This window comes from Nitrospinota bacterium (genome assembly GCA_035528715.1).
GTDB lineage: Bacteria > JADFOP01 > JADFOP01 > DATKYB01 > DATKYB01 > DATKYB01.
In genome coordinates, this window is record DATKYB010000136.1 from 1 (window position 1) to 20,863 (window position 20,863).

Consider the following 20,863-nt stretch of genomic DNA (forward strand, 5'->3'; position numbering starts at 1 on the left):
GTTGATATAACAAATTATGTACTAATGGAGTTAGGCCAACCCCTTCATGCCTTTGACTATGATTTATTAAAAGAAAATAGAATTGTTGTTCGGAGAGCACGGGATAAAGAGGAAATAACCACTCTCGATGGTATGCAGAGAATACTCGATAATGAGGCACTCATTATTGCCGATTCTGAGAAGCCAGTAGCTATTGCTGGAGTAATGGGTGGATTAAATACTCTTGTTAACGAAAAAACCAAAAATATCCTTTTAGAGAGTGCCTATTTTCACCCTATAAGTATCAGAAGAGCCTCTAAGCGTCTGAAATTACATACTGAGTCATCCCATAGATTTGAGCGAGGCGCAGACATAGAATGTGTTATAAAGGCTTCGGATAGGGCTGCGTATTTGTTCCGGGAGATAGCAGGTGGAAAGATTGGTCGGGGAAGAATTGATAACTATCCAAATCCAATGAGACCTTGTGAAGTAATTTTAAAGACAAAAAGGCTTAATCAAGTTTTAGGAACGGGATTAAAGGAAAAAACTGTTGAAAATTATCTAAACAGACTGGATTTAAAAATAAAAAAAGTAAAAAAAGATGTATTTAAGGTTAAGATACCTTCTTTTAGAAAAGATCTTACAAGAGAGATAGATCTTATTGAGGAGATTGCACGCCTCTATGGTTATAATAACATACCGACTGCGCTGCCTCAAACAAAGTTGAGTCTTAAGAAGATAGATAAATTTCAGCTTATTGAAAAAAAGGTTAGAGAGGTCTTAATCAATTGCGGATTTTTTGAGGTTATCAATTATAGCTTTATAAATGAGACTGATTTGGATCACCTGAAATTAGAAAAAGAGGATATATTAAGAAGATTTATAAGGTTAAAAAACCCCTTGACCACAGAGGCGGGTATTATGCGGACCACATTAATCCCTGGTCTGTTACGCAATATTACATTCAATAATAATTATAGTATATATGATATGAAAATATTTGAGTTGGGCAAGGTTTTTATAGCCAACGATGGCGGTAAATTACCGCAGGAGAGAAGAAAAGTCAGCGGTGTTATAAGCGGTTCTCGAGAAGAAAAATTCTGGTATAGCAAAAAAGAGAAATGCGATTTTTTTGATATTAAAGGAGTTGTTGAATTATTGTTAGGGGAGTTCAATATAAAAGATAAACAAATATCACCTATAGATGTGGAATACCTTTATCCCTCTCGAGCAATGGAAATCAAGATAAAAGAAGAAAGAGTTGGTATATTTGGACAGATTTCTCCTGAAATATTAGAGTCGTTCGATATACTTCAAGATACATATGTCTTCGAAATGGAATTGGAAAAATTATTTTTATCTTCAAGTGAAGATAAAGGGTTTAAATCACTACCAAAATATCCTGCCCTATTAAGAGACATTGCTATTATTGTAGACGCTAACATCTCATCTGAAGAAATTATAAAGATTATAAAGGAAACAGACAATGATATCTTGGAAGAAATTAGGTTGTTTGATATATATAAAGGTAAACCCATCCCCCCTGGGAAAAAAAGCCTTGCGTATTCTTTAACTTACAGGGCTAAGGATAGAACTTTAACAGATGAAGAGATAGAGATTGTACATTCTGACATCATTGAAAGATTAAGGAATAAAATTAAAGCCCAATTGAGATAAGGCTCTTTAAAAAGAAGATTTCCTTGACAGAAGTGGAAGTTTGTGTTAAAGGTTTTAAAATAAGATAGAGAGAATATAATTATTATAATTAGCCTCAGTGGAGATGATTTATGAGTCTAGAGAAGATGGAGGCATTAGAATCCAAGATACGAAAAGCTGTTGAACTCATTTCAAATTTAAAGGAAAAGAACTCTAACTTGGAGACAAAGATTGATGAATTACAAAGAGAACTCTCTTCTCAAAAAGAAAATCTGAATAGCTTGAAAGAAGAAAAAGAAAAAGTGGATAAGGTTCTTAATGAAAACAGGCAATTATTAGAAGAAAGGGACACAATAAAGACAAAAATTGAGACCATGATATCAAGTCTCAATGAAATTGATATCGGATAAAATTTTTTAAAGTGGAGCATTAATGGATACAACGAAGGTTGAGATTTTTGGACAGACTTATACAATTAAGGGTGAGGCTAATGCAAACTATATAGTAAAATTAGCTAACTACTTAGATGATCATATGAGGGAGGTAGCTAAAAAGCATCCAACCAGCTCTCCTCATAAGATATCTATTTTAGCAGCATTAAATATAGCAAATGAGGTTTTTAAGTTAAAAGAAAAGGAGAAAGACAATAACTTATTAATAGAGGAGAAAACCAAGGTCTTAGTTGAAATATTAGATAAAGGAGTAGGTATATCTGAGAGATAAATAAGGTTTCCCCTTCATGCTTTTTTAAAGAGGAGTATTGAATAACCCATAAAAAATCAATTAAGGCAATAAGCTTTTAAAAGAATTGGGTATACTTGAGGAAGGGGAATATGTTAGAGGCTAAGTATAAGATCTAATAAAAAATTTTAGACTTATATGGGTAGATAAAGAAGATGAAGCCCTTAGTTAAAAAGCTTTTTGAAGGATATCTTCTCTTAGAAAATAATCTTTTGAAGATATCTCTTTATCTTCCAAAAGAAATTAAGGCAATTTCAGCCTTTTTGAAATGGCTAGATAGAAAAAAAATAGGCACCATCTTTTATTGCCACTCAAAAAAGAGAGGACCAAATATAAAGAAGGGGGTCGAAGATATTTTTATTAGTTGGTTTTTATTTAGAAGGCTTTTTCTAAAAAGCTTGATGTCGACCCTTTCAACTTTATCTATCTAAAAAGCAAGCCTGAATTCTCTTATACTTAACTTCTAATCAAATATAGTTTAAAACTTCTTTATCTTTCGATCCTATTCTCTCAATTCTTTATCTAAAAAATTCAAGTATAACCGAGAAATAGAATGCTGGGAAAAAGCAGGATAAGAGAAAGAATCTTATTGAAAAGGCGTTCTTTAAAAAAAGCAGAGATAATCAAGATGAGCAGAGAGATTCAAAACAGGTTATTTTCTCTTCCAGAATTTAAAGAAAGCACGACTATATCAATTTATGTAGATTTTGATAATGAGGTAAGAACAAAAGATATCATTAGAGATTCTATTTATATGGGGAAAAGAGTGTCTATTCCCTATATAAAAGGTAAAAAAAACTCCCTTCTTTTATCAGAAATAAGGGATATAGATAAGGAGTTAGAGACTAGCACCTTTGGTATCTTGGAGCCCAAAAAGGAATATTTTAGATACATTCCCGATAACGAGATAGATGTTGTTATTGTTCCTGGGATTGCCTTTGACGAAAAGGGGAGACGTTTAGGTTATGGAGGAGGGTATTATGATAGATTGTTGATAAAACTAAATAGGGATATTGTTACTATTGGATTGGCATTTGAATTTCAAATTCTTAGTGAGATTCCATGGTGGTTTTATGATATTTTTATAGACAAGATCATTACTGAGAAAAGACTTATTAATTGTTATCCAGATCAATATTCAAAAGAGAATTTGTAAACTAAATATGTTAGTTGGAAAATAAAGGGAGGTGAATGATCGATTGAAAATAGATATCACTATATTGATTACAATTTTAGGATTTATTTTTGTTGGGATTCTTGTTGGATATTTAGCACGAAGGTATTTTTCCGAAGGTAAAGTAAAGAAGGCTAAAGAGTTGACCAGAAAGATTATTCAAGAAGCTGAAAAGGATGCTGAGACAAAGAAAAAAGAAGCAGTATTAGAAGCCAAAGAATATCTGTATAAAGCAAAGACTGAGTTTGAGAAGGAAAACAAAGATAAGAGGATTGAACTTCAAAAATTAGAGAACAGAGTCATACAGAGAGAGGAGAATCTTGATAGAAAAGTTGATCTTTTAGAAGCAAAAGAAAAGGAGCTTTCAGTAAAAGAAAGGGAGATAGAGGAAAAAGATCGAGTTACAGAAAAACTTAAAAAGAGATATGAAGGTCTTTTAGAAGAAGAGATAAGAAAACTGGAGAGGATTTCTACCATGTCCTCTGAAGAAGCAAAGCGTCAATTGATGCTGCAAATGAAAAATGAGGCAAGGCTCGAAGCAGCAGAAACAATCAAGAAGATTGAGGATGAGGCAAGAGAGACAGCTAATAAAAAGGCAAATAAGATAATAGGTTCTGCGATTCAAAGGCTAGCAGCGGATCAAGTCGTAGAGTCGACGGTTTCTGTAGTCGACCTCCCCAACGATGAAATGAAAGGAAGGATTATTGGTCGAGAAGGCAGGAATATTAGAGCATTAGAAATCGCCACAGGGGTTGATTTGATTATTGATGATACACCTGAGGCTGTTATTCTTTCTAGCTTTGATCCTCTAAAAAGAGAAATAACTAAAATTGTCTTAGAAAGATTAATCGCTGACGGAAGGATTCATCCAGGTCGAATAGAGGAAATGGTAGAAAAAGTTAAAAAGGAGATGGAGAATACGATGAAAGAAGAGGGGGAGAAGGCAGCCTTTGAATTAGGTGTTGAGGGAATCCATCCAGAACTTATAAAATTACTGGGAAAATTAAAATACAGGACAAGCTATTCTCAGAATATTCTTCAGCATTCCAAAGAGGTTGCTTATTTCAGCGGGATTATAGCGGGAGAGTTGGGGTTAGATATAAAAATGGCAAAGAGAGCAGGATTACTCCATGATGTCGGTAAGGCTGTTGACCATCAGGCAGAAGGTACCCATACACAGATAGGTGTAGATTTGGCGAAAAAATATCATGAGCCATCTGTTATAGTAAATGCTATAGCAGCCCATCATGAGGATGTAGATCCACTTTCTGTTGAAGCCGTTATTGTAGGTGCTGCTGATTCTTTATCCGCAGCCAGACCTGGTGCCAGAAGAGAAATGCTGGAAGCTTATATAAAACGCCTTGAGAAATTAGAAGAAATTGGTTCTTCGTTTGAAGGAGTAGATAAGACATACGCTATTCAGGCAGGGAGAGAAATCAGGGTTATTGTTCAACCCGAAAAGGTTGATGATCAATCAACGGTTTTTTTGGCAAAAGATATAGCTAAGAAGATAGAAGAGGAGCTCTCTTATCCTGGCGAGGTAAAAGTTACTGTTATTAGAGAGACAAGAGCGGTTGATCATGCTAAATAGATAAATTCTTTAAGGTTGGTTATTTCTTGTGAATATTTTATTTATTGGAGATATTGTTGGAAAAGCAGGTAGAAGAGTTATTTCTAACCTGCTTTATAGAATTATTGATAAATACAAAATAGATTTTTGTATTGCAAATTGCGAGAATGCTGCAGGAGGATTTGGAATAACTTATGATATAGTAAAACAACTTTTAAAAGAAGGAATTGATGTCCTCACCTCAGGCAATCATATCTGGGATAAAAAAGAGATATATGATTTTATTGATCAGGGAGAACCACTTATTAGGCCAGCTAATTATCCTGATGGTACACCAGGCTTTGGAAGGATTATTAGAGAGACGGCTTCTGGTCAAAGTATAGGGGTAATTAATCTCTCTGGAAGGGTATTTATTGGTGATTTTGACTGCCCTTTTAGAACCGCAGATAGAGAGATAGAGTTTATCAAGTCAAAGACAGATATTATTATTGTTGATTTTCACGCTGAGGCAACCTCAGAAAAGATGGCACTGGGTTGGTATTTAGATGGACGAGTGAGTGCTGTCATTGGGACTCATACCCATGTTCAGACCGCTGATGAAAGGATATTATTCAAAGGCACAGCCTATATAACAGATGTTGGGATGACAGGGCCTACTTATTCTGTAATAGGTGTTAAAAAAGAGATTGCTATTGAGAGGTTTTTAACTCAGTTGCCGAAAAGATTTGAGACTGCAAAAGGAGAGTCCCAATGTAGCGCAGTTATATTAGATATCAATGAAAAAACAGGTCAATGTAAAGATATTTCCAGATTACAGATTTCTTATTCAGATTAGTTAATCAGTCAATATGTGAGGATTTCCTATCGTTATTCTTTTTAAACCCGCTTTTTTTGCCTCCTGATAACATTCATAAGCCAATTTTTTTGGGGTGCGAGGCAAATCATCCATAAAAAAATGGGGAGCGAAACCTAAGAGACTGTAAGGTATTTCTGGATTAATAGAAGCGATAAAAGAAGCAATTTGGGATACCTCTCTTGTATCTATATATCCAGGTATCAAAAGAGTACTTGCGATTAGAAAAGGTGGATCTGGTCTTTCTGAAACGAACTTTCCAAGAGATTTAAAATTTTTCAATGTCTGATGATTTGAAATACCGCATATGGCTTTATGGAGGCTATCGTTGTAAGCTTTGAGGTCGAATTTTATAGAGCCGCCAGATCGAAAGGATATACAGGCCATTTCTCTTAACAGATTATCATTCATCGTTCCATTGGTTTCCCAGCATATCCTGATTATTTTTCCTTTTTTTTGTTTTATGATCTTTTTCGATAGTTCTATGGCATGAGGTAGTTGAGGAGTGGGATCTCCTCCAAAAAAACAGATACAACTGGTTTTTTCATTAATGGAATCTATAAGTTCCTGGGAATCTTTTATTCCACCTTGAGAATATTTTTTAAACTGCCAGTTTTGGCAAAAGAGGCAATTGAAAGAGCAAGCTCTGTAAAAGATAGAGAGATTTCTAAATCCATACTCTGGACCTTTCTTGTAAGAATATCTTGGATAACCTGAATCGCTTCCACCCGGGCACACGGGACTAGCAACACAATTTGTAGGAAGTTGATCAAAATACCAATCAAATAATCCTTTATTTTTTGATTCCCAAAGCTCTTTTAATTTACCATCCGAATTTTTTCTTATACCGCAGTAACCTTTTCCATTGTTTGGTATGACACATCTGTTTATACAAAGACCACATAAAAGACCATCCTTGTCTTTTGGTGGTTTTAGAGGAAGCGAAAATTTCTTCCTGGTTTCTGCATGGATTTTGCTAATAAGTTCTTCTAAAAGATGATAGTGAGAACGAATGCAATCAATACAGAGATTGAGAGGAGAAGAGATAAACAATGAGGTTTTATGACAATGAATACATTCTTTTGTCATGGTTAGGGTTTGGATATAATAAATCTCAACTCTTAAACCTAAACCGTTTCATCATATGATTACCCTACTACATTGTAGAATCTTTTTTTTAGAGGAACCCCTAGTTCTTTTTTTGCCACCTTTTCACATTCTTTGATATTGATTTCAGAGGGAATATCGACTACTGTGACGTTTACCTCTGGAATATATTTTTTTGATTCAATAACGAACTTTTTAATCTCTTCGTAGGTTCCATCTCGAAACTGGGGATGACATAATTTAAAATATTTTTGTGAGTTTTCAGCATTAAGACTTATGGATATGGAATCAATAAGGCCTTTTAGTTCAGGAAGTATATTTCTCTTATGGATGAGATTGCCCTGTCCATTTGTATTTAATCTTAATCTTGCCTGAACCCCTTTTTCTTTAAGCCTCTTTGCAACTGCTTTTATAACATCTAGCCTTAATGTAGGTTCACCATATCCACAAAATACGATTTCTTTATAAGGGGTTGGATTTCCGATAGACCTCCAGATTTCATCAATAGTAGGATCCTTGGTTAATCTTAAATTGTGACCTTTTACATAGGGATCAGTATTTCTTGTACAGAAGATACATTCATTAGTACACTTGTTTGTAACATTGATGTATAAAGAATTCCTGATATTATAAGTGATTTTTCCCTTTTGGTCTTTTTGTCCTATACCAAACAAATTATAAATATTTAATGAGGTAATTCTGGAAATATCATCTAGACTTAATCCTTTGAGCTCAGCGATTTTTTGGGCTGTATAATTAACAAAACTGGGTTCATTTCTCTTTCCCCTCATAGGTTCAGGGGTAAGAAAGGGACAGTCAGTCTCTACAAGAAGTCTTTCAGTTGCTATTTCTTTCACCACTTCTTGTAATTTATTTGAGTTTTTGTATGTGATGGGACCGGCAATTGATATATAGAATCCAAGATTTAAGAATTCTGAAGCCAATTTTTTGTCTCCTGAAAAGCAATGGATGACCCCACCTTTCTCAGAGCGATACTCTTTTTTCAGGATATTAAGAATATCTGTTTCTGCTTCCCTGTTATGGACAACGAGAGGAAGATTAAGATCTTTAGCAATATTTAATTGTCTCTTAAATTCCCTTTGCTGGGTTTTCTTGGGAGAATAATTTCTATAGTAGTCTAAACCTATTTCGCCCCAAGCAACGACCTTTTCCTGATTAGCAAGAGCTATTAATTCATTATATATTTTTTTATTAACATCTTTAGTGTCATGAGGATGAATCCCAACAGTTGTATACAGAGCATTAAATTTTTTGCTCAACTCTATCCCTCTAAAATTGCTTTGATAGTCTGAAGAAACAGTGATGATATATTTAACCCCCTTTTTTTCTGCTCGGTTGATTACCTCATCTATGTCTTTATTAAATTGAGGCATATCGAGATGAGCATGAGAATCAATTAACATATTTTTAACCCTTTTTTATTTTATCTTTGAACCAGGTTTTATCTTTTTATCGAACGTGGCTAGTATAATATTTCTGTCCACCTCTCCGGCTAAAATCATTCCATTAGATTCAATACCCATTATTTTGGCTGGTTTTAAATTTGTTAGAATAATAACGTCTTTTCCTATGAGAGAATCGGGGCTGTAACATTCTGCAATACCAGTAACTACGGTTCTTTTCTCTTTGCCAATATCTAATTGGATTTTCAGCAACTTTTTTGATTTTTTAATTCTTTCAGCCTTGATGATTCTTGCCGACCTTAAATCTAACTTGCTGAAATCTTCTATATCTAATAAAGAGGACTTTTTTTCTTTAGTTTCACCTTCAATTTCTCTTTGAATTTTAATTTCTGTCTCTTTTATTTTATCTGGTTCAATCCTAGGAAATAATTGTTTTCCGAGATTTGTTTTTGTTCCTGGTTTAAGAATCCCCCACTTAAGGTCTTTAAGCTTTTTTGAATGAAGATCATCTTCGATCCCAAGCTTGTCCCAGATTTGAGAAGAGGTTGATGGTAGGAATGATTTTAGAATGATGGCCAAAATTCTTATAGATTCAGCAGTGTTATATATAACAGTCGACAATCTCTTAATATTTTTATTCTTTGCTAGATTCCATGGGGTAGAGTCATCAATGTATTTATTTAAATCATTGATAAAAGTCCATATACTCATTAAAGCCTTTTGGAAGTTATAGGCGTTTATAAATTTATCTACATTTTTTATCATCTTTTCAGATTTTTGAATAAGCTGGCTGTCCATTTCTTTAGATTCGTCTGGATGAGGGATGATGCAGTCAAAATATTTTTTAATCATAGTTAGGGATCTACTCAACAGATTACCTAAATCATTTGCGAGATCGCTATTGATCCTGTTCATCAAAGCTGTATGGGAAAAATCACCATCTAAACCAAAAGAAACTTCTCTTAGGAGGAAATACCTTGTCTGGTCGACTCCGTATTGCTCAACTAATCTGTTTGGTTCAACCACATTCCCAATGGATTTTGACATCTTTTTCCCCTCTACAGTCCACCAGCCATGAGCAAATATTGTTTTTGGTGGATTCAGGTCTATAGCCTTAAGCATGGTTGGCCAGTATACGGCGTGAGTCGTCAGGATATCCTTACCGATTAAATGAATTGTTTTGTTCCACAGCGATTGAAATTTTTCAGTATCTATCAGATAACCTGAAGCACTGATATAATTAAGGAGGGCATCAAACCATACGTAAGTAACATAGCTTTCATCAAAGGGTAATGGTATTCCCCACGCTAATCTTTCTTTTGGTCTCGAAATACATAAATCTTCAAGTTTATTATTTAAAAACCCTAGAATTTCATTACGTCTTGTTCTAGGCTGAATAAATTCATCATGTTTATTTATATAATCAATAAGCCATTGCTGGTATTTCCCCATGCGAAAGAAATAGTTGGTTTCTGAAATCTGGTTAAGCGGTCTATTACAATCGGGACACTTCCCTTCTATTACGTCTTTTTTTGTCCAGAACCTCTCCTCATAGATACAGTACCATCCATTATAAGTATCCTTATAGATATCATCTTTTTCATACAGGAGTTGTAGGATCTTTTGTACAACTTTAACATGCCTTTCTTCTGTAGTACGAATAAAGTCATCGTTGGAAAAATTAAATTTTTTCCATAATCTTTGAAAGGGAACCACCATCTCATTGCAATGAGTCAAGGGGTCGACCCCTCTCTTTTTTGCTGCCTCTTGAACCTTCTGCCCATGTTCATCTGTTCCCGTTAAGAAAAAAACATTCTTTTCTGCAAATCGATGATATCTTGCTAACGTATCGGCTGCTAATGTTGTGTAGACATGACCTATATGGGGAACATCATTAACGTAATAAATAGGGGTTGTTACATAGAAATAATTTTGTTTTTTTGCCATAGGTATTCTCTCTTCATTGAACGCTTTTATTGTGTTTCCTTAATTCATTAAGAGTCATTTGAAGCCTTTTTCCTTCTTCAAGTTCCACAGTGGCTTTTTCGTTTATCATATCTATCTTAATCAACTTACCCTGTCCCTCAGAAGTGTTTACCTTTTTGCCTAGATGGGGAATATCTTTCAGATTTTTTTCATATATCATATGTTCATAAACGAGACAGCACATAAGGCGTCCACATACTCCTGATATTTTAGAAGGATTGAGAGTTAACTGTTGTTCTTTAGCCATTCGAATAGATACAGGTGCAAAGTCTTTTAAAAATGATGCACAGCACAATATTCTTCCACAAGGTCCATATCCGCCAGACATCTTGGCCTCATCTCGTACACCGATCTGTTTCATTTCTATTCTAGCTTTAAACTGATTCGCCATATCTTTTACCAATTCTCTAAAATCGATTCTCCCTTCTGCTGTATAGTAAAATATTGCTTTACTTGCATCAAAGGAGAATTCGACCGCAACCAGCTTCATCGGAAGTTCTCTTTCCTTCATTTTATTTTGGCATACCTCAAAGGCCTCTTTTTCTATCATTTCATTCTTTTTTGACTGTTCCAGGTCTTTATCAGTAGCCTTTCTTAATACATTTTTTAGGCGTCTTCTTATATTTCTTTCGTCCTTTTTTCTTAAATGAAGAGCTACTTTACCTATGCTTAGACCTCTTTCCGTCTCAACGATGCATGTATCACCCAGCTTTAGGTCTATATCTTCGCATTTAAAATCATATATCTTTCCACAATTTTTAAATTTAATACCTACAATTGTAACCATGGCCATTCTCCGTTATTTGACTTCTTATAGAGAAAATATTCATTATCATATTTTCCAGGGCTAACCGGTGATTTACATTTTTTCTCAAAAGGAGATCAGTATTTTTAATTTCAGCATATATATCGTGAATAGCTGAAATAGACAATCTCTGAGATAAATTTTCTAAATCACCTATAAGGTCATTATTAATTATATAAGTTGTGTCGGCCCTATTTTTTATGACAGCAATATCTCTGCAGAATAAAAAAAGCCACTCAAATATCTCATCTAAATCTTCTTTTTCTGTCGTTAATTCTTTGACATTGTTAAATATAACATCCATTTGATTAAGAGACAACCGAGAGATAATCTCCCAAGCCTTATCCCTGCTTTTAAAATTTGAATTGTCCTTAATAAGAATAGCTTTTCCTATTCTTCCCCTAGAGAGCAAGGATATCCATTCGGCTTTTTGGTAATCCATGGAATGTGTCTTTATTAAAAATTCTCTAATGATAGATGAAGAGAGCTGATGAAACGTAATCTTCTGGCATCTGGAAACTATTGTTGGGAGTAAGGAATAATAATTAGGACTAATCAGTATAAAAATGGTATCTTTAGGTGGTTCTTCCAGTGTCTTCAGGAGAGCGTTTGATGCTTCTTTTGTTGTCTTATCTACCTTGTCTATGATGACAATCTTTTTTTTGCCCTCAAAGGGTTTAAAACTGATATCTTTTTTAATATTTTTAATTGTTTCTATCTTGATACTATTTTTTTCTGGTTCAATCAGTAAAAGATCTGGATGAGAAAGATTTTGAACCTTTTTACAGGGAACACAGCGCTCACATGGATCCTCTTTAAAGTCCTGACAGAGAAGGGATTTGGCAAAAATCATTGCTGCATACCTTTTTCCTGTGTTTTCAGGTCCTAAAAAGAGGTAGGCATGAGAAAACTCATTATTTTTTATGGAATTGTATAAAATAGTTTTTAATCTTTCCTGTCCTACAATTTCTTTGAAAGGCATTCATATCACCTGATTTATCTTAAAATCTCGTCAGTATAGCTTCTTATGGTTTTTTGAATTTCCTCAATCTTTCCATTTCCATCAATTACCTTGATTCTCTCTTGGCTTTTTTGTGCCAGTTCCAGAAATCCTATTCTGATTCTTTTGTGAAATTCCAATGTTTCTTTTTCAAATCTTTCTTCTCTCTCCGATACTGCTTTTTTTGAATTTCTCTTATTCGCTCTTTTTAAACCTTCTAAGGGGTCTAAATCAAGGAGTATCGTAAGGTCAGGTTCGATATTACATGACACAATTTTATTAAGCCTTTTGATAAATTCTAAATCTATATTTCTCCCATAACCTTGATAGGCGAAGGTTGAATCAAAAAAACGGTCACACAAGACAACCTTATCTTGTTTTAAGGCTGGTATGATTACCTCCTTAATATGCTGAACCCTGCAAGCAGTGATAAGGAGGAGCTCTGTTTCTCTGGAGATATTCTTATTATCATCATTAAGCAATATCTTTCTTATCTGGTCTCCAATAGCAGTTCCACCAGGTTCTCGAGTGATTTTAACTTGATAATTCTTTTCCAACAGATAATCCCTTAACATCATTATCTGTGTGGTTTTTCCACATCCTTCTACGCCTTCAAATGTAATAAATGTTCCCATTGAAATGACTTATTTTAGTTAAATTATTTAAACATTTTATATTATCATAACAGTCACTATAATCATATATTTTTCTTTGGCTGCCTTTGTTCTATATTTTTTTAATTTTAGAATGAATAAATTATGTTTTTTTAATAAAAAGAGGTGTTTTTTTAGAAATTACTTCCTGTGTCTAATCTTTTAATTTTAGCAAAGAATTATTTATTAATCTGGGAAGGTCAAATTGAGAGTATATCAGATAGGCATGGATTCTGATGGGCATGGACTTCGCATTTTACGCTATTTTTATATAGCTTTATTTCAGTTTAGTTTCTTTATTTAATTTATAATTAATCACTTATTTTTTATACCTTCTATCACAATTTTATCATAGGTTAGAATAATAGGATAGAAGGGAACTCAATAGAAATCTTCCCTTCTTAATATTCGTTTTTCATAACAAACACAAAATGTAAAATCATTAACGATCAAAAAAGAGGGAAGTTGACTATACAGCGATAAATACTGTTTGCTACTAAAATGATTTAAGTCTCAGCAATCATCTTATCGAATTCTTCAACTGTTATTGCTGGAGATGTAGAAAATGATATACCGGTCAATCTATTTAAACCAACAGAGGCCTGTATTGCTTCTTTATTGCCGGGTAAATCTACAATAAAAACCAGATCATAGCCTCCTAGTAGCACATACATTTCATTTACCTCACCGCCGAGGTTCTTAACAAGACTAATAACATTGTCAGTGCGCTCAGGAGAAATTGCCTTTACAGCTTCAGTTGAGTATTTTCCGTACATAAAGAATGTTGACATACTAAACACCTCCTTTCTCTATGAGTATTAAAAACCTGGTGTATAAGGTTTAAATTTTTTATTTTGTAACAGTAAAAAAGTCTACTTCAAATGAGCTTTTAATAGATGGGATACAGCCTGAAAATTCATCTGAATTCTCAGATGGAAGGGGAATCAGAAATTCAATCTTAACTTGTTATAATAAATATAAGAGAAAATAATGATTATGTCAATAATTTTTTGCGGTTTGTCTTCTATATGAAAAAAGGAATGTTGTAGTGAAATTTTATTCTTAACTTAAGACAATAGAACCATTTTTCAACGGTGGAGTATCTTCTCTCTTAGTGCTTTCAGTTTCATGGAGAGGAAAAATCGCTTGTCGCGCATAGCTACGAGGTAGAAAGGAACAACACAACCGCAGCGTGAACAGTCTGCCCCGGGACCTAACATACAAGGTTTCTTTGTGTTACCCAAGGCATCAAAGCAAAAGGCCGCTTTTGGATAAAGGCAGTTCTGAGTGATTGTATGACAAGTTTTTGATTTCATGAGTCGAAGGATATTTTCTGATAGTAGAAAAAAGTCAGGGTATTTCTTTTTTAGCTTGATTAGCCTATCAATCACCTTATCCCGTATTTCGAAATCCAGCCAGAGGTCATCCTCAATCCCCTGCATGGGCGTATAAAAATCAAAGATAATACCTCTAACATTGGTCTTGGACCACTCCTCTACTAGCTCCTCTAGGCAGTGATAATTCCTCTTTGTAATAACACAAGCCAAAGTAACTTTGAGATCTGACCGATCTACATTTTTCTTGATGAGTTTATAAATACCCTTTTGGCCTCTTAAATCTTCATGATATTCTTCTGTACCATCTATGGAGACATAAAAATTCACTTTGGGCCATTCAGGAAGATCTATAGTCCCATTCGTTGTTACTGTATTGGATCGAAAATACTCTTTGCCTATCTCTATAAGCTCTTTGCGAAGCAGCGGCTCACCACCAGTCCAGGTACACTGTAGAAAAGGAAATCCATTCCTTTTTAAGGCCTCAAATTTTTCTATCCATTGGTTGATGCTTAACTGGCCATCGGGCTCATTAGTATAATAGTAACAGTGCTTACAGCGCAAATTACATTGGTTCGTGGCATCAATGGCTCCTACACCTTGGGAAGGAAAACCCTTTAGCAAGACCTTTGTTGCCATATAGATTTTGTAAAATAGATCCATTGAATTTGTCATCTGATTTAACCTTTTAAAAAGAAAGGCACAGTTCGTGAATTATAAGGTATTTTATAAAAGTCTGATTTTAGTTCTGTTTCTCTTTTTAATTTTAAAGTAAATTTTTATATCAAAAAAGACAGTTTCAGTCAATAGTTTGTTGGCGTGTTGTTTTTATTTAAGAGAGATAGCACTTTATGAATTCTGATAGGTTAAATCATTTAGTTTTTTGATAATCAAAAGCTTTAGGGCTATATTCTGGTTCATTTTTCTGATTATATAAGATATAAGCAAACAAAAATTGACAGGTCTATTTTATCTACTAATATTTAAATATAACATTTGTATTCCAACAATATAAAGTATAAAGAGTATAAATTTAAGGTCAGAAATAATTGCTATTTTTAGAGGTATAAATAATGGCAGACTTAGATAAATCAAATATACTATTTCGAAGAATTGTTGCTTTTAGTGTATGTTTTCTGGGAATTTTTTTAGGAGGAATTGGAGGATTTCTCGAATATCTAGGAACAACGGAATATAACAATTTTTCTTTGCTTGGACAAAATTTTGAGTTCACAAATATAAGTTTTTCAGCTTTTTTTCTTAGTTCAACTAAGGAAGCGAACGCAATGACTGAAATAATAAAGAAATCGGGCACTAAGCTCAAAATACCACCTATAGACTCTTCTGTGACAACAAAAACAGAAACAGCAACGTTTGCTTTGGGGTGATTCTGGGGTCCTGATGCCCAGTTCGGGAGCATTAAAGGTGTTGTTAGAATCCGTGTTGGATATTCGGGGGGAACGGAGAAGAATCCTGCCTATTATAGACTAGGTAATCACAGTGAGACGATCCAGATTGACTATGATCCGACCAAGATCACATATGAAAAGCTTCTGGAAATTTTTTGGAAAAGCCACAATCCAAAACATACTTCTTGGTCACGACAATACATGACCGCAATTTTTTTTCACAACGAGGAGCAGAAAAGGTTAGCTCTGGAATCGAAAAATCGAGTGGCAGCCATGATAGAAGAGAAGATCTATACTAAAATTCTTCCCGCATCAGAATTTTATTTAGCCGAAGCATATCATCAGAAGTATTATTTACAGCAAAAAACTAATATTATGAAAGAATTTAAAGCGATGTATCCTAATGTTGATGGGTTTATAGCTTCCACAGCTGCGGCACGCATAAACGGCTACCTCGCTGGTTATGGGATATTCGAAGAGCTCAAGGGAGAATTGAACGGTTTTGGCCTATCACCAGAAGCAAATCAAGAGTTGCTGGATATCGTATCAAGATTACACCGCTAAAAGAAAAATGGATGTCTTTTTTTGTTTTACGTTTTTGTAGCTTTTGAGACTCAATGGCCATTACTTAGTTGCCGAAAAGTCTCCTTAGCTTTTTACCGACATCCTTGACGCCTTCTTTGACCCCTTCCGTGGTCTTCTCAATCATTCCTTCTTTCTTCTTCGACTTTTCTGTTTCAGAGGATTTGACTCCTTTTTTTGCTGCCTCTATGGCTGCAACGCATGGGTTTTCGTCTCCCGAGCTTTTACCGACAAGGGCTGCTGCAATACCAGCCGGACCAAACAAAGCTGATCCACCAACTGCTTTACCAAGAGCGATTGCAGCCTGCTCTGAATCAATAGCTAGAGAAGGCTCAGCTAATGTACCACCAAGCTTGAAAGGCTTTGCCAGCTCGGCAAGGCTCATTTTGAACTTGCCGACACCTTTGGCTTCAATACTTTCTTTGGGTATTGGCTTTAGCGAAATATCAAGCTTCTCAGTCTTCAGATTAACCTTTCCATTGCCGACCACTCCTATATATTTGGTGTCAAAGACCAGTGCAGTAGTATCTGCAATTCCGTCCTTGATATCAAAGCGGCAGACAAAACAGTTAATTTCAGTAAAATCCTCTTTCTTTTTGAGGGGATTGAGCATCCGAATGATGCTAGAGGAGATGTCGCCGCCAAGCAGGCTGATATACTTGTTGTAAATCCGACCTTTATTCATCATTACAACTACTTTGCCATTGAGGCCTCCCATCATCGTTGCGATTGAGCTACCTCTACCATTAAGATCTACATCGATGTCAAGTTTTCCCTCAAGAACATTTGTAGCTTTTAGCTCTTTGAGCATGAGGCCGAAATCGAGCTGGTTAACCTTCAGCTCAGATTTCAATGCAGCAGCCTTTCCATCAGGCTGAAGGTCAAAACGGCCATCCATTGCACCGTTACCAATAATTGCCTTGAGCGGTTTCACCTTGAGGCGCCCATCCTTTAAAATTATGTTAGAGTTTAGATCGTTAAATGCCATTTGAGGCAAAAGTAGCTTTGTAACTTTGAGCTTTACGTCTGCATCAGCCTGTTTTAGTGCTTCAAGCGGTAAGGGATTATTCGGAAATAACTTTTTCCTCTTTGTCGCTTTTTTCTTAGCTTCTTTTTCTGTTTTGTTTCCACCTTCCAGTATGGACTGCAGATCCAGTTTTTGTGATGAGATTACCCCATTCAGACGAGGTCTAAGGCTTGCAAGGTTTATCACTACTGAACCGTCAAGATCGCTGTTTCCTAGCACGGCTTTAATATCAGAAATCTTATAGATTTTAGGTGCGGTATCAACAATAAGACCAGACATCTTAAATGGACCTTTCAGTGGTAGGGGCTTTCCAACAAGATTTCCTATGCTTGCTAGCTCCTTAACTTGGGTTTTGAAGCTGAGTTTAATACCGCGCTGTTCCAGGGGGTTCTTAATCGTACCATCGACGTTAAGGCTAGCTCCGATAATCTCGGATGTAAAGTCAAGCAACCAATCTTTTTCTGGATTGGATAACGCTAATAGAGAACCGAATTTGCCCTTGACATTGAATGGCTCATTATTATATGCACCTTTTATATTTAGATTGATCGGAGTATCCATGCCTTTGGCTTTGGCAGTAAGGTTATCTAACATTGTTGAGTATGTTTTTCCGGATCTCCCATCTTTGAATATCAGGCGCCCCTTTTCAATCCTTACCTCTTCAAAAGAGAGCGGCGGAAGTTTTGTCTTAACATCGGCTGGCTTCTTTTCTTCAGTTTCTTTGGATTTCGCTTTTTTGGGAACTTCAAATTCGAAATTCCATCTACCTCTCTTATTGGTTTCAATCATAATATCAGGTTCGATTAAGACAAACCGCTTTACATTTATATTTCCAAAGATTAGAGGAAAAAGCGCCACCTGAACTTCAAAGCGCTTGATCCTAGCGAGTTCTGGACGTGAGCCCCATGGTGCATTCTGGAAGCTAACGTTTTCAACCACAAGCGCCGGTGTTAAACTAATTTTGAGATTAATATCACCTCCTAAAGTTAACCCCCGGCCAGTAGCATCCTTGGCTGCCTGAGCTATGTGTGGCTTGAGATTGTTATAGTCATAGCTTGATAGTATAACGTAAATTGTAATGATTAAGGCAGCAAATAGGATGGCAGCTATTCCCAGAATCCATTTCCAACGCATTGTAGCTCCCCCTTTCTGTTTTTTTTTGGTTACTTTACTTATTACCTGAAATATTATAGCTATTTAATATATTTCATCAATCAATTTTAACCAGAGTGCCGCGGTAACTCCCCATATAGAATTAAAAAGAAGGACAAATATTGGGGTCATGCTACCTAATTCTAAACCCAAAAGTCCCTTATTGGCCTTAAATGGAAATACAATAAAAAGCTGAACAATGGTAGGTCCCAGACCATAAAGAAGTCCGCGCAAAAAATATGATTGCGTAAGAAAAGGCATAAGAAACAAAATACCCCATAGGCCACCCCAGACAATTCTAGGATACAGCCAGAGAGGTGTTAAATGAGGAACAATTTTTACACCAAAGGCTGTGGTTATACCTATTGCTCCAAAAAGCCATACGGCTAAGCTGTTTGCAAGTCCTCCAAGACATCCTGCTGAAAATACAAGGGCCAGATTTTTAGAAAAATTCTTTAGAGAATTCATTTTTATTTATCCTCCTTTACAAAAAGTTATATATTTTTAGTAGCTTATAAGAAGAGTTAATATTGCTCCTGATACAAGAGGTATGAGAAGATTATCATCTAATTTAAAGGGGACTAATTCTATAATTGTTGTAGTTAAAGACCCGAAAAAAGAAATCCAAAAATCAAAAAAGAGGCGAGATACCAAAAAACATACTAGAAAACAGCTTAAGCTCCCTTCTACTGTCTTTCCGAGAACTTCTATCCTTCCAAACCTTTTTCCAATTACGGCAGCTAATGGGTCCCCTAGGCTTAAGAATAAAATTGCTACTGCGGAAACCTCTCTACTGAATAAAAAAATAGTTAAAAAAGAAGAAAACAAAAAATAGGTAGAACCACTGGGGTGATTTCGATCTTTCTCTAAGAGTATAGCTTGAAAACAATTAAAGAACTTCTTGTTTAATTCCTGGCTTCTTAGTCTCAAAATATCCAGCATAAGGAAACCAATAAGGATTGGTGAAAGAAAGAGAAGCATCATCCATTTTTCTTTTAAAACGAAAAGATAGATGACAGCAATACTTCCACCAAATACATGCCATAATCTTCTTAATGGCTTTATTGGCTCCTCTTGAATTTCTTGCTTCACTTTTAGCCGCAAAAACTCCCCGTATTTTCAATATATTGTGATAAATCATATCACAATTTTATCACAGGATAAAGTCATAGGTTTTAGAAAAAGCGAAAAAAAATCGCTCTTCCGAATGAAGCATATAAGTAAAGAGATAAAAATCACTGCCAAAATGAGTTAGATCTCAGCAATCATCCTGTCGAATTCTTCGACTGTTATTGCAGGGGAGGTACAAAATGCTATACCTGTCATTCTATTCAAAGCTATAGAAGCCTTGATTACTTCCTTCTCGCTTGGGAAATCAACAATAAAAGCCAAATCGTATTCTCCTATTAGGACATACATCGAGTTTACTGCACCACCAAACTTCTTAATAAGATCATTGCATTTCTCTGTTCGCTCAGCAGAAATTGACTTTACAGCCTCAGGAGAATATTTCCCTAACATAAAAAAAGTTGACATACTCAACACCTCCTTTCTGTTTTAGTTAACCCAGTCTTGATACAAATTTTAAAAACATTTCTTAATAGAAATTATTTTATTAGATTTAATCTGCTTATTTCAGATTTTCTGTTTGGTTGAGGTGAAAAATCTCATTTAGTATATATAACCGTAAGAAGTGAAAGATAAAAAAATGAGCTAAATACAACGGGAAACCAAACTAAAAAACATCTGAAATTAACAAATGAATGTAGAATCAGTACTTAAATTTTTATAATCTTTTTATCAAAAAGGGATAATTTTGTCAATGTCTTAAGGTTCTTCGAAACACCCATAAATAGATACCTAGATTGACAATTAATACAAAAAGACCCAGAATGATTTGCAAGCGTCGCGTAAGCATTGGGGGGTAGAGCAGAGGATAAATATAGTGTTCAATAAAGCCAGATTGGTAGCTGATCGCTTCCCCTCTTTCACGAAGCCAATTTTCAAGAGGTGTAAGTGGACATACCCCACCTGTAAATTCGATAAGCGCAGCCCACAGAAAAGCTGGTACATGTATCCACGCAAAGCGTTTCCATCTTAGTACTAAAAACCCACCCAGTACTGAGAAGAGAACAAAAATAAGATGCACCACAACAACGAGGTTAGTGAGAATGTAATAAGCCATTTTCTAATTTCCCTTTTTGACCCTAGCTGATTCTTTTGTTACTTTTTATTTCGCTTTTAATTTTACCCCAAATTAAACATTTAAAAAAAATTCTTTTTTATTAAAGACAAAGAATTCTCATAAATAGATATTTTCGGTTTTCGTATTATATCCTTTATATCTGTTTTATAATGATTTATTGTAATTTTTAGTTTATAATTAAGGAAAATAAAGCATGAAAGAAAAT

20 protein-coding genes and 1 pseudogene are annotated in these 20,863 nt (G+C 34.9%); 8 read left to right on the plus strand and 13 right to left on the minus strand.

Annotated elements, in window-relative coordinates; genetic code table 11:
* The 6 genes from pheT to VMW81_09780 form a co-directional block, all read left to right on the plus strand.
* A partial coding sequence (gene pheT / locus VMW81_09755) for a phenylalanine--tRNA ligase subunit beta (protein HUU51223.1) occupies positions 1 to 1,656 on the plus strand: 1,656 nt, incomplete at its 5' end.
* Positions 1,657 to 1,766: 110 nt separating this feature from the next.
* On the plus strand, positions 1,767 to 2,045 hold the full coding sequence (locus VMW81_09760; GenBank protein ID HUU51224.1) for a hypothetical protein: 279 nt from the start codon (positions 1,767 to 1,769) through the stop codon (positions 2,043 to 2,045).
* Between the two features lie 22 nt (positions 2,046 to 2,067).
* Positions 2,068 to 2,358 (plus strand): cell division protein ZapA, encoded by a 291-nt coding sequence (locus VMW81_09765; GenBank protein HUU51225.1) that lies wholly within the window; start codon positions 2,068 to 2,070, stop codon positions 2,356 to 2,358.
* 571 nt (positions 2,359 to 2,929) lie between these two features.
* A complete protein-coding gene (locus VMW81_09770; GenBank protein ID HUU51226.1) occupies positions 2,930 to 3,532 on the plus strand; it encodes a 5-formyltetrahydrofolate cyclo-ligase in 603 nt (200 codons plus the stop codon).
* A gap of 43 nt (positions 3,533 to 3,575) precedes the next feature.
* The gene (gene rny / locus VMW81_09775; GenBank protein HUU51227.1) at positions 3,576 to 5,141 is read left to right on the plus strand and encodes a ribonuclease Y; all 1,566 of its coding nucleotides are present in this window, start codon (positions 3,576 to 3,578) and stop codon (positions 5,139 to 5,141) included.
* Positions 5,142 to 5,169: 28 nt separating this feature from the next.
* Positions 5,170 to 5,955 carry a TIGR00282 family metallophosphoesterase gene (locus tag VMW81_09780; protein HUU51228.1) on the plus strand — a complete coding sequence of 262 codons (786 nt, stop codon included), beginning with the start codon at positions 5,170 to 5,172 and terminating at the stop codon, positions 5,953 to 5,955.
* Here the strand turns inward: VMW81_09780 and VMW81_09785 are convergent, their stop codons facing one another.
* The 8 genes from VMW81_09785 to VMW81_09820 all read right to left on the minus strand — a co-directional run bounded on the left by VMW81_09785 (position 5,956) and on the right by VMW81_09820 (position 14,957).
* Complete coding sequence (locus VMW81_09785) at positions 5,956 to 7,026, minus strand: radical SAM protein (protein ID HUU51229.1); 1,071 nt, start codon at positions 7,024 to 7,026, stop codon at positions 5,956 to 5,958.
* A gap of 95 nt (positions 7,027 to 7,121) precedes the next feature.
* Positions 7,122 to 8,504 (minus strand): YchF/TatD family DNA exonuclease, encoded by a 1,383-nt coding sequence (locus VMW81_09790; protein ID HUU51230.1) that lies wholly within the window; start codon positions 8,502 to 8,504, stop codon positions 7,122 to 7,124.
* 15 nt (positions 8,505 to 8,519) lie between these two features.
* On the minus strand, positions 8,520 to 10,451 hold the full coding sequence (gene metG / locus VMW81_09795; GenBank protein HUU51231.1) for a methionine--tRNA ligase: 1,932 nt from the start codon (positions 10,449 to 10,451) through the stop codon (positions 8,520 to 8,522).
* 13 nt (positions 10,452 to 10,464) lie between these two features.
* Positions 10,465 to 11,277, minus strand: coding sequence for a stage 0 sporulation family protein (locus VMW81_09800; GenBank protein ID HUU51232.1), 813 nt, complete (start codon positions 11,275 to 11,277; stop codon positions 10,465 to 10,467).
* Positions 11,255 to 12,277 (minus strand): DNA polymerase III subunit delta', encoded by a 1,023-nt coding sequence (holB, locus tag VMW81_09805; protein ID HUU51233.1) that lies wholly within the window; start codon positions 12,275 to 12,277, stop codon positions 11,255 to 11,257. Before holB ends, VMW81_09800 begins: the two co-directional genes overlap by 23 nt.
* Before the next feature lie 14 nt (positions 12,278 to 12,291).
* A complete protein-coding gene (gene tmk, locus VMW81_09810; protein HUU51234.1) occupies positions 12,292 to 12,930 on the minus strand; it encodes a dTMP kinase in 639 nt (212 codons plus the stop codon).
* Positions 12,931 to 13,454: 524 nt separating this feature from the next.
* The gene (locus VMW81_09815; protein HUU51235.1) at positions 13,455 to 13,739 is read right to left on the minus strand and encodes a GYD domain-containing protein; all 285 of its coding nucleotides are present in this window, start codon (positions 13,737 to 13,739) and stop codon (positions 13,455 to 13,457) included.
* 297 nt (positions 13,740 to 14,036) lie between these two features.
* Positions 14,037 to 14,957: a radical SAM protein gene (locus tag VMW81_09820; protein ID HUU51236.1), complete on the minus strand. Its 921-nt coding sequence runs from the start codon at positions 14,955 to 14,957 to the stop codon at positions 14,037 to 14,039.
* A 398-nt stretch (positions 14,958 to 15,355) separates the two neighbouring features.
* Here VMW81_09820 and VMW81_09825 point away from each other — a divergent pair, with 398 nt between their 5' ends.
* Positions 15,356 to 15,670, plus strand: coding sequence for a hypothetical protein (locus VMW81_09825; GenBank protein ID HUU51237.1), 315 nt, complete (start codon positions 15,356 to 15,358; stop codon positions 15,668 to 15,670).
* A 12-nt stretch (positions 15,671 to 15,682) separates the two neighbouring features.
* A pseudogene (locus tag VMW81_09830) lies at positions 15,683 to 16,255 on the plus strand (peptide-methionine (S)-S-oxide reductase).
* Positions 16,256 to 16,319: 64 nt separating this feature from the next.
* On the opposite strand, the gene VMW81_09835 reads toward VMW81_09830, so the two are convergent.
* The 5 genes from VMW81_09835 to VMW81_09855 all read right to left on the minus strand — a co-directional run bounded on the left by VMW81_09835 (position 16,320) and on the right by VMW81_09855 (position 20,637).
* On the minus strand, positions 16,320 to 18,434 hold the full coding sequence (locus VMW81_09835; protein HUU51238.1) for an AsmA family protein: 2,115 nt from the start codon (positions 18,432 to 18,434) through the stop codon (positions 16,320 to 16,322).
* A 63-nt stretch (positions 18,435 to 18,497) separates the two neighbouring features.
* Complete coding sequence (locus VMW81_09840) at positions 18,498 to 18,920, minus strand: hypothetical protein (GenBank protein ID HUU51239.1); 423 nt, start codon at positions 18,918 to 18,920, stop codon at positions 18,498 to 18,500.
* Between the two features lie 36 nt (positions 18,921 to 18,956).
* Positions 18,957 to 19,556 (minus strand): SEC59/DGK1/VTE5 family protein, encoded by a 600-nt coding sequence (locus VMW81_09845; GenBank protein HUU51240.1) that lies wholly within the window; start codon positions 19,554 to 19,556, stop codon positions 18,957 to 18,959.
* A 147-nt stretch (positions 19,557 to 19,703) separates the two neighbouring features.
* Entirely contained in the window at positions 19,704 to 19,988 is a 285-nt protein-coding gene (locus tag VMW81_09850; protein HUU51241.1) for a GYD domain-containing protein, read from the minus strand.
* Positions 19,989 to 20,271: 283 nt separating this feature from the next.
* Positions 20,272 to 20,637 (minus strand): DUF2784 domain-containing protein, encoded by a 366-nt coding sequence (locus tag VMW81_09855; protein HUU51242.1) that lies wholly within the window; start codon positions 20,635 to 20,637, stop codon positions 20,272 to 20,274.
* Positions 20,638 to 20,863: the final 226 nt, after the last annotated feature.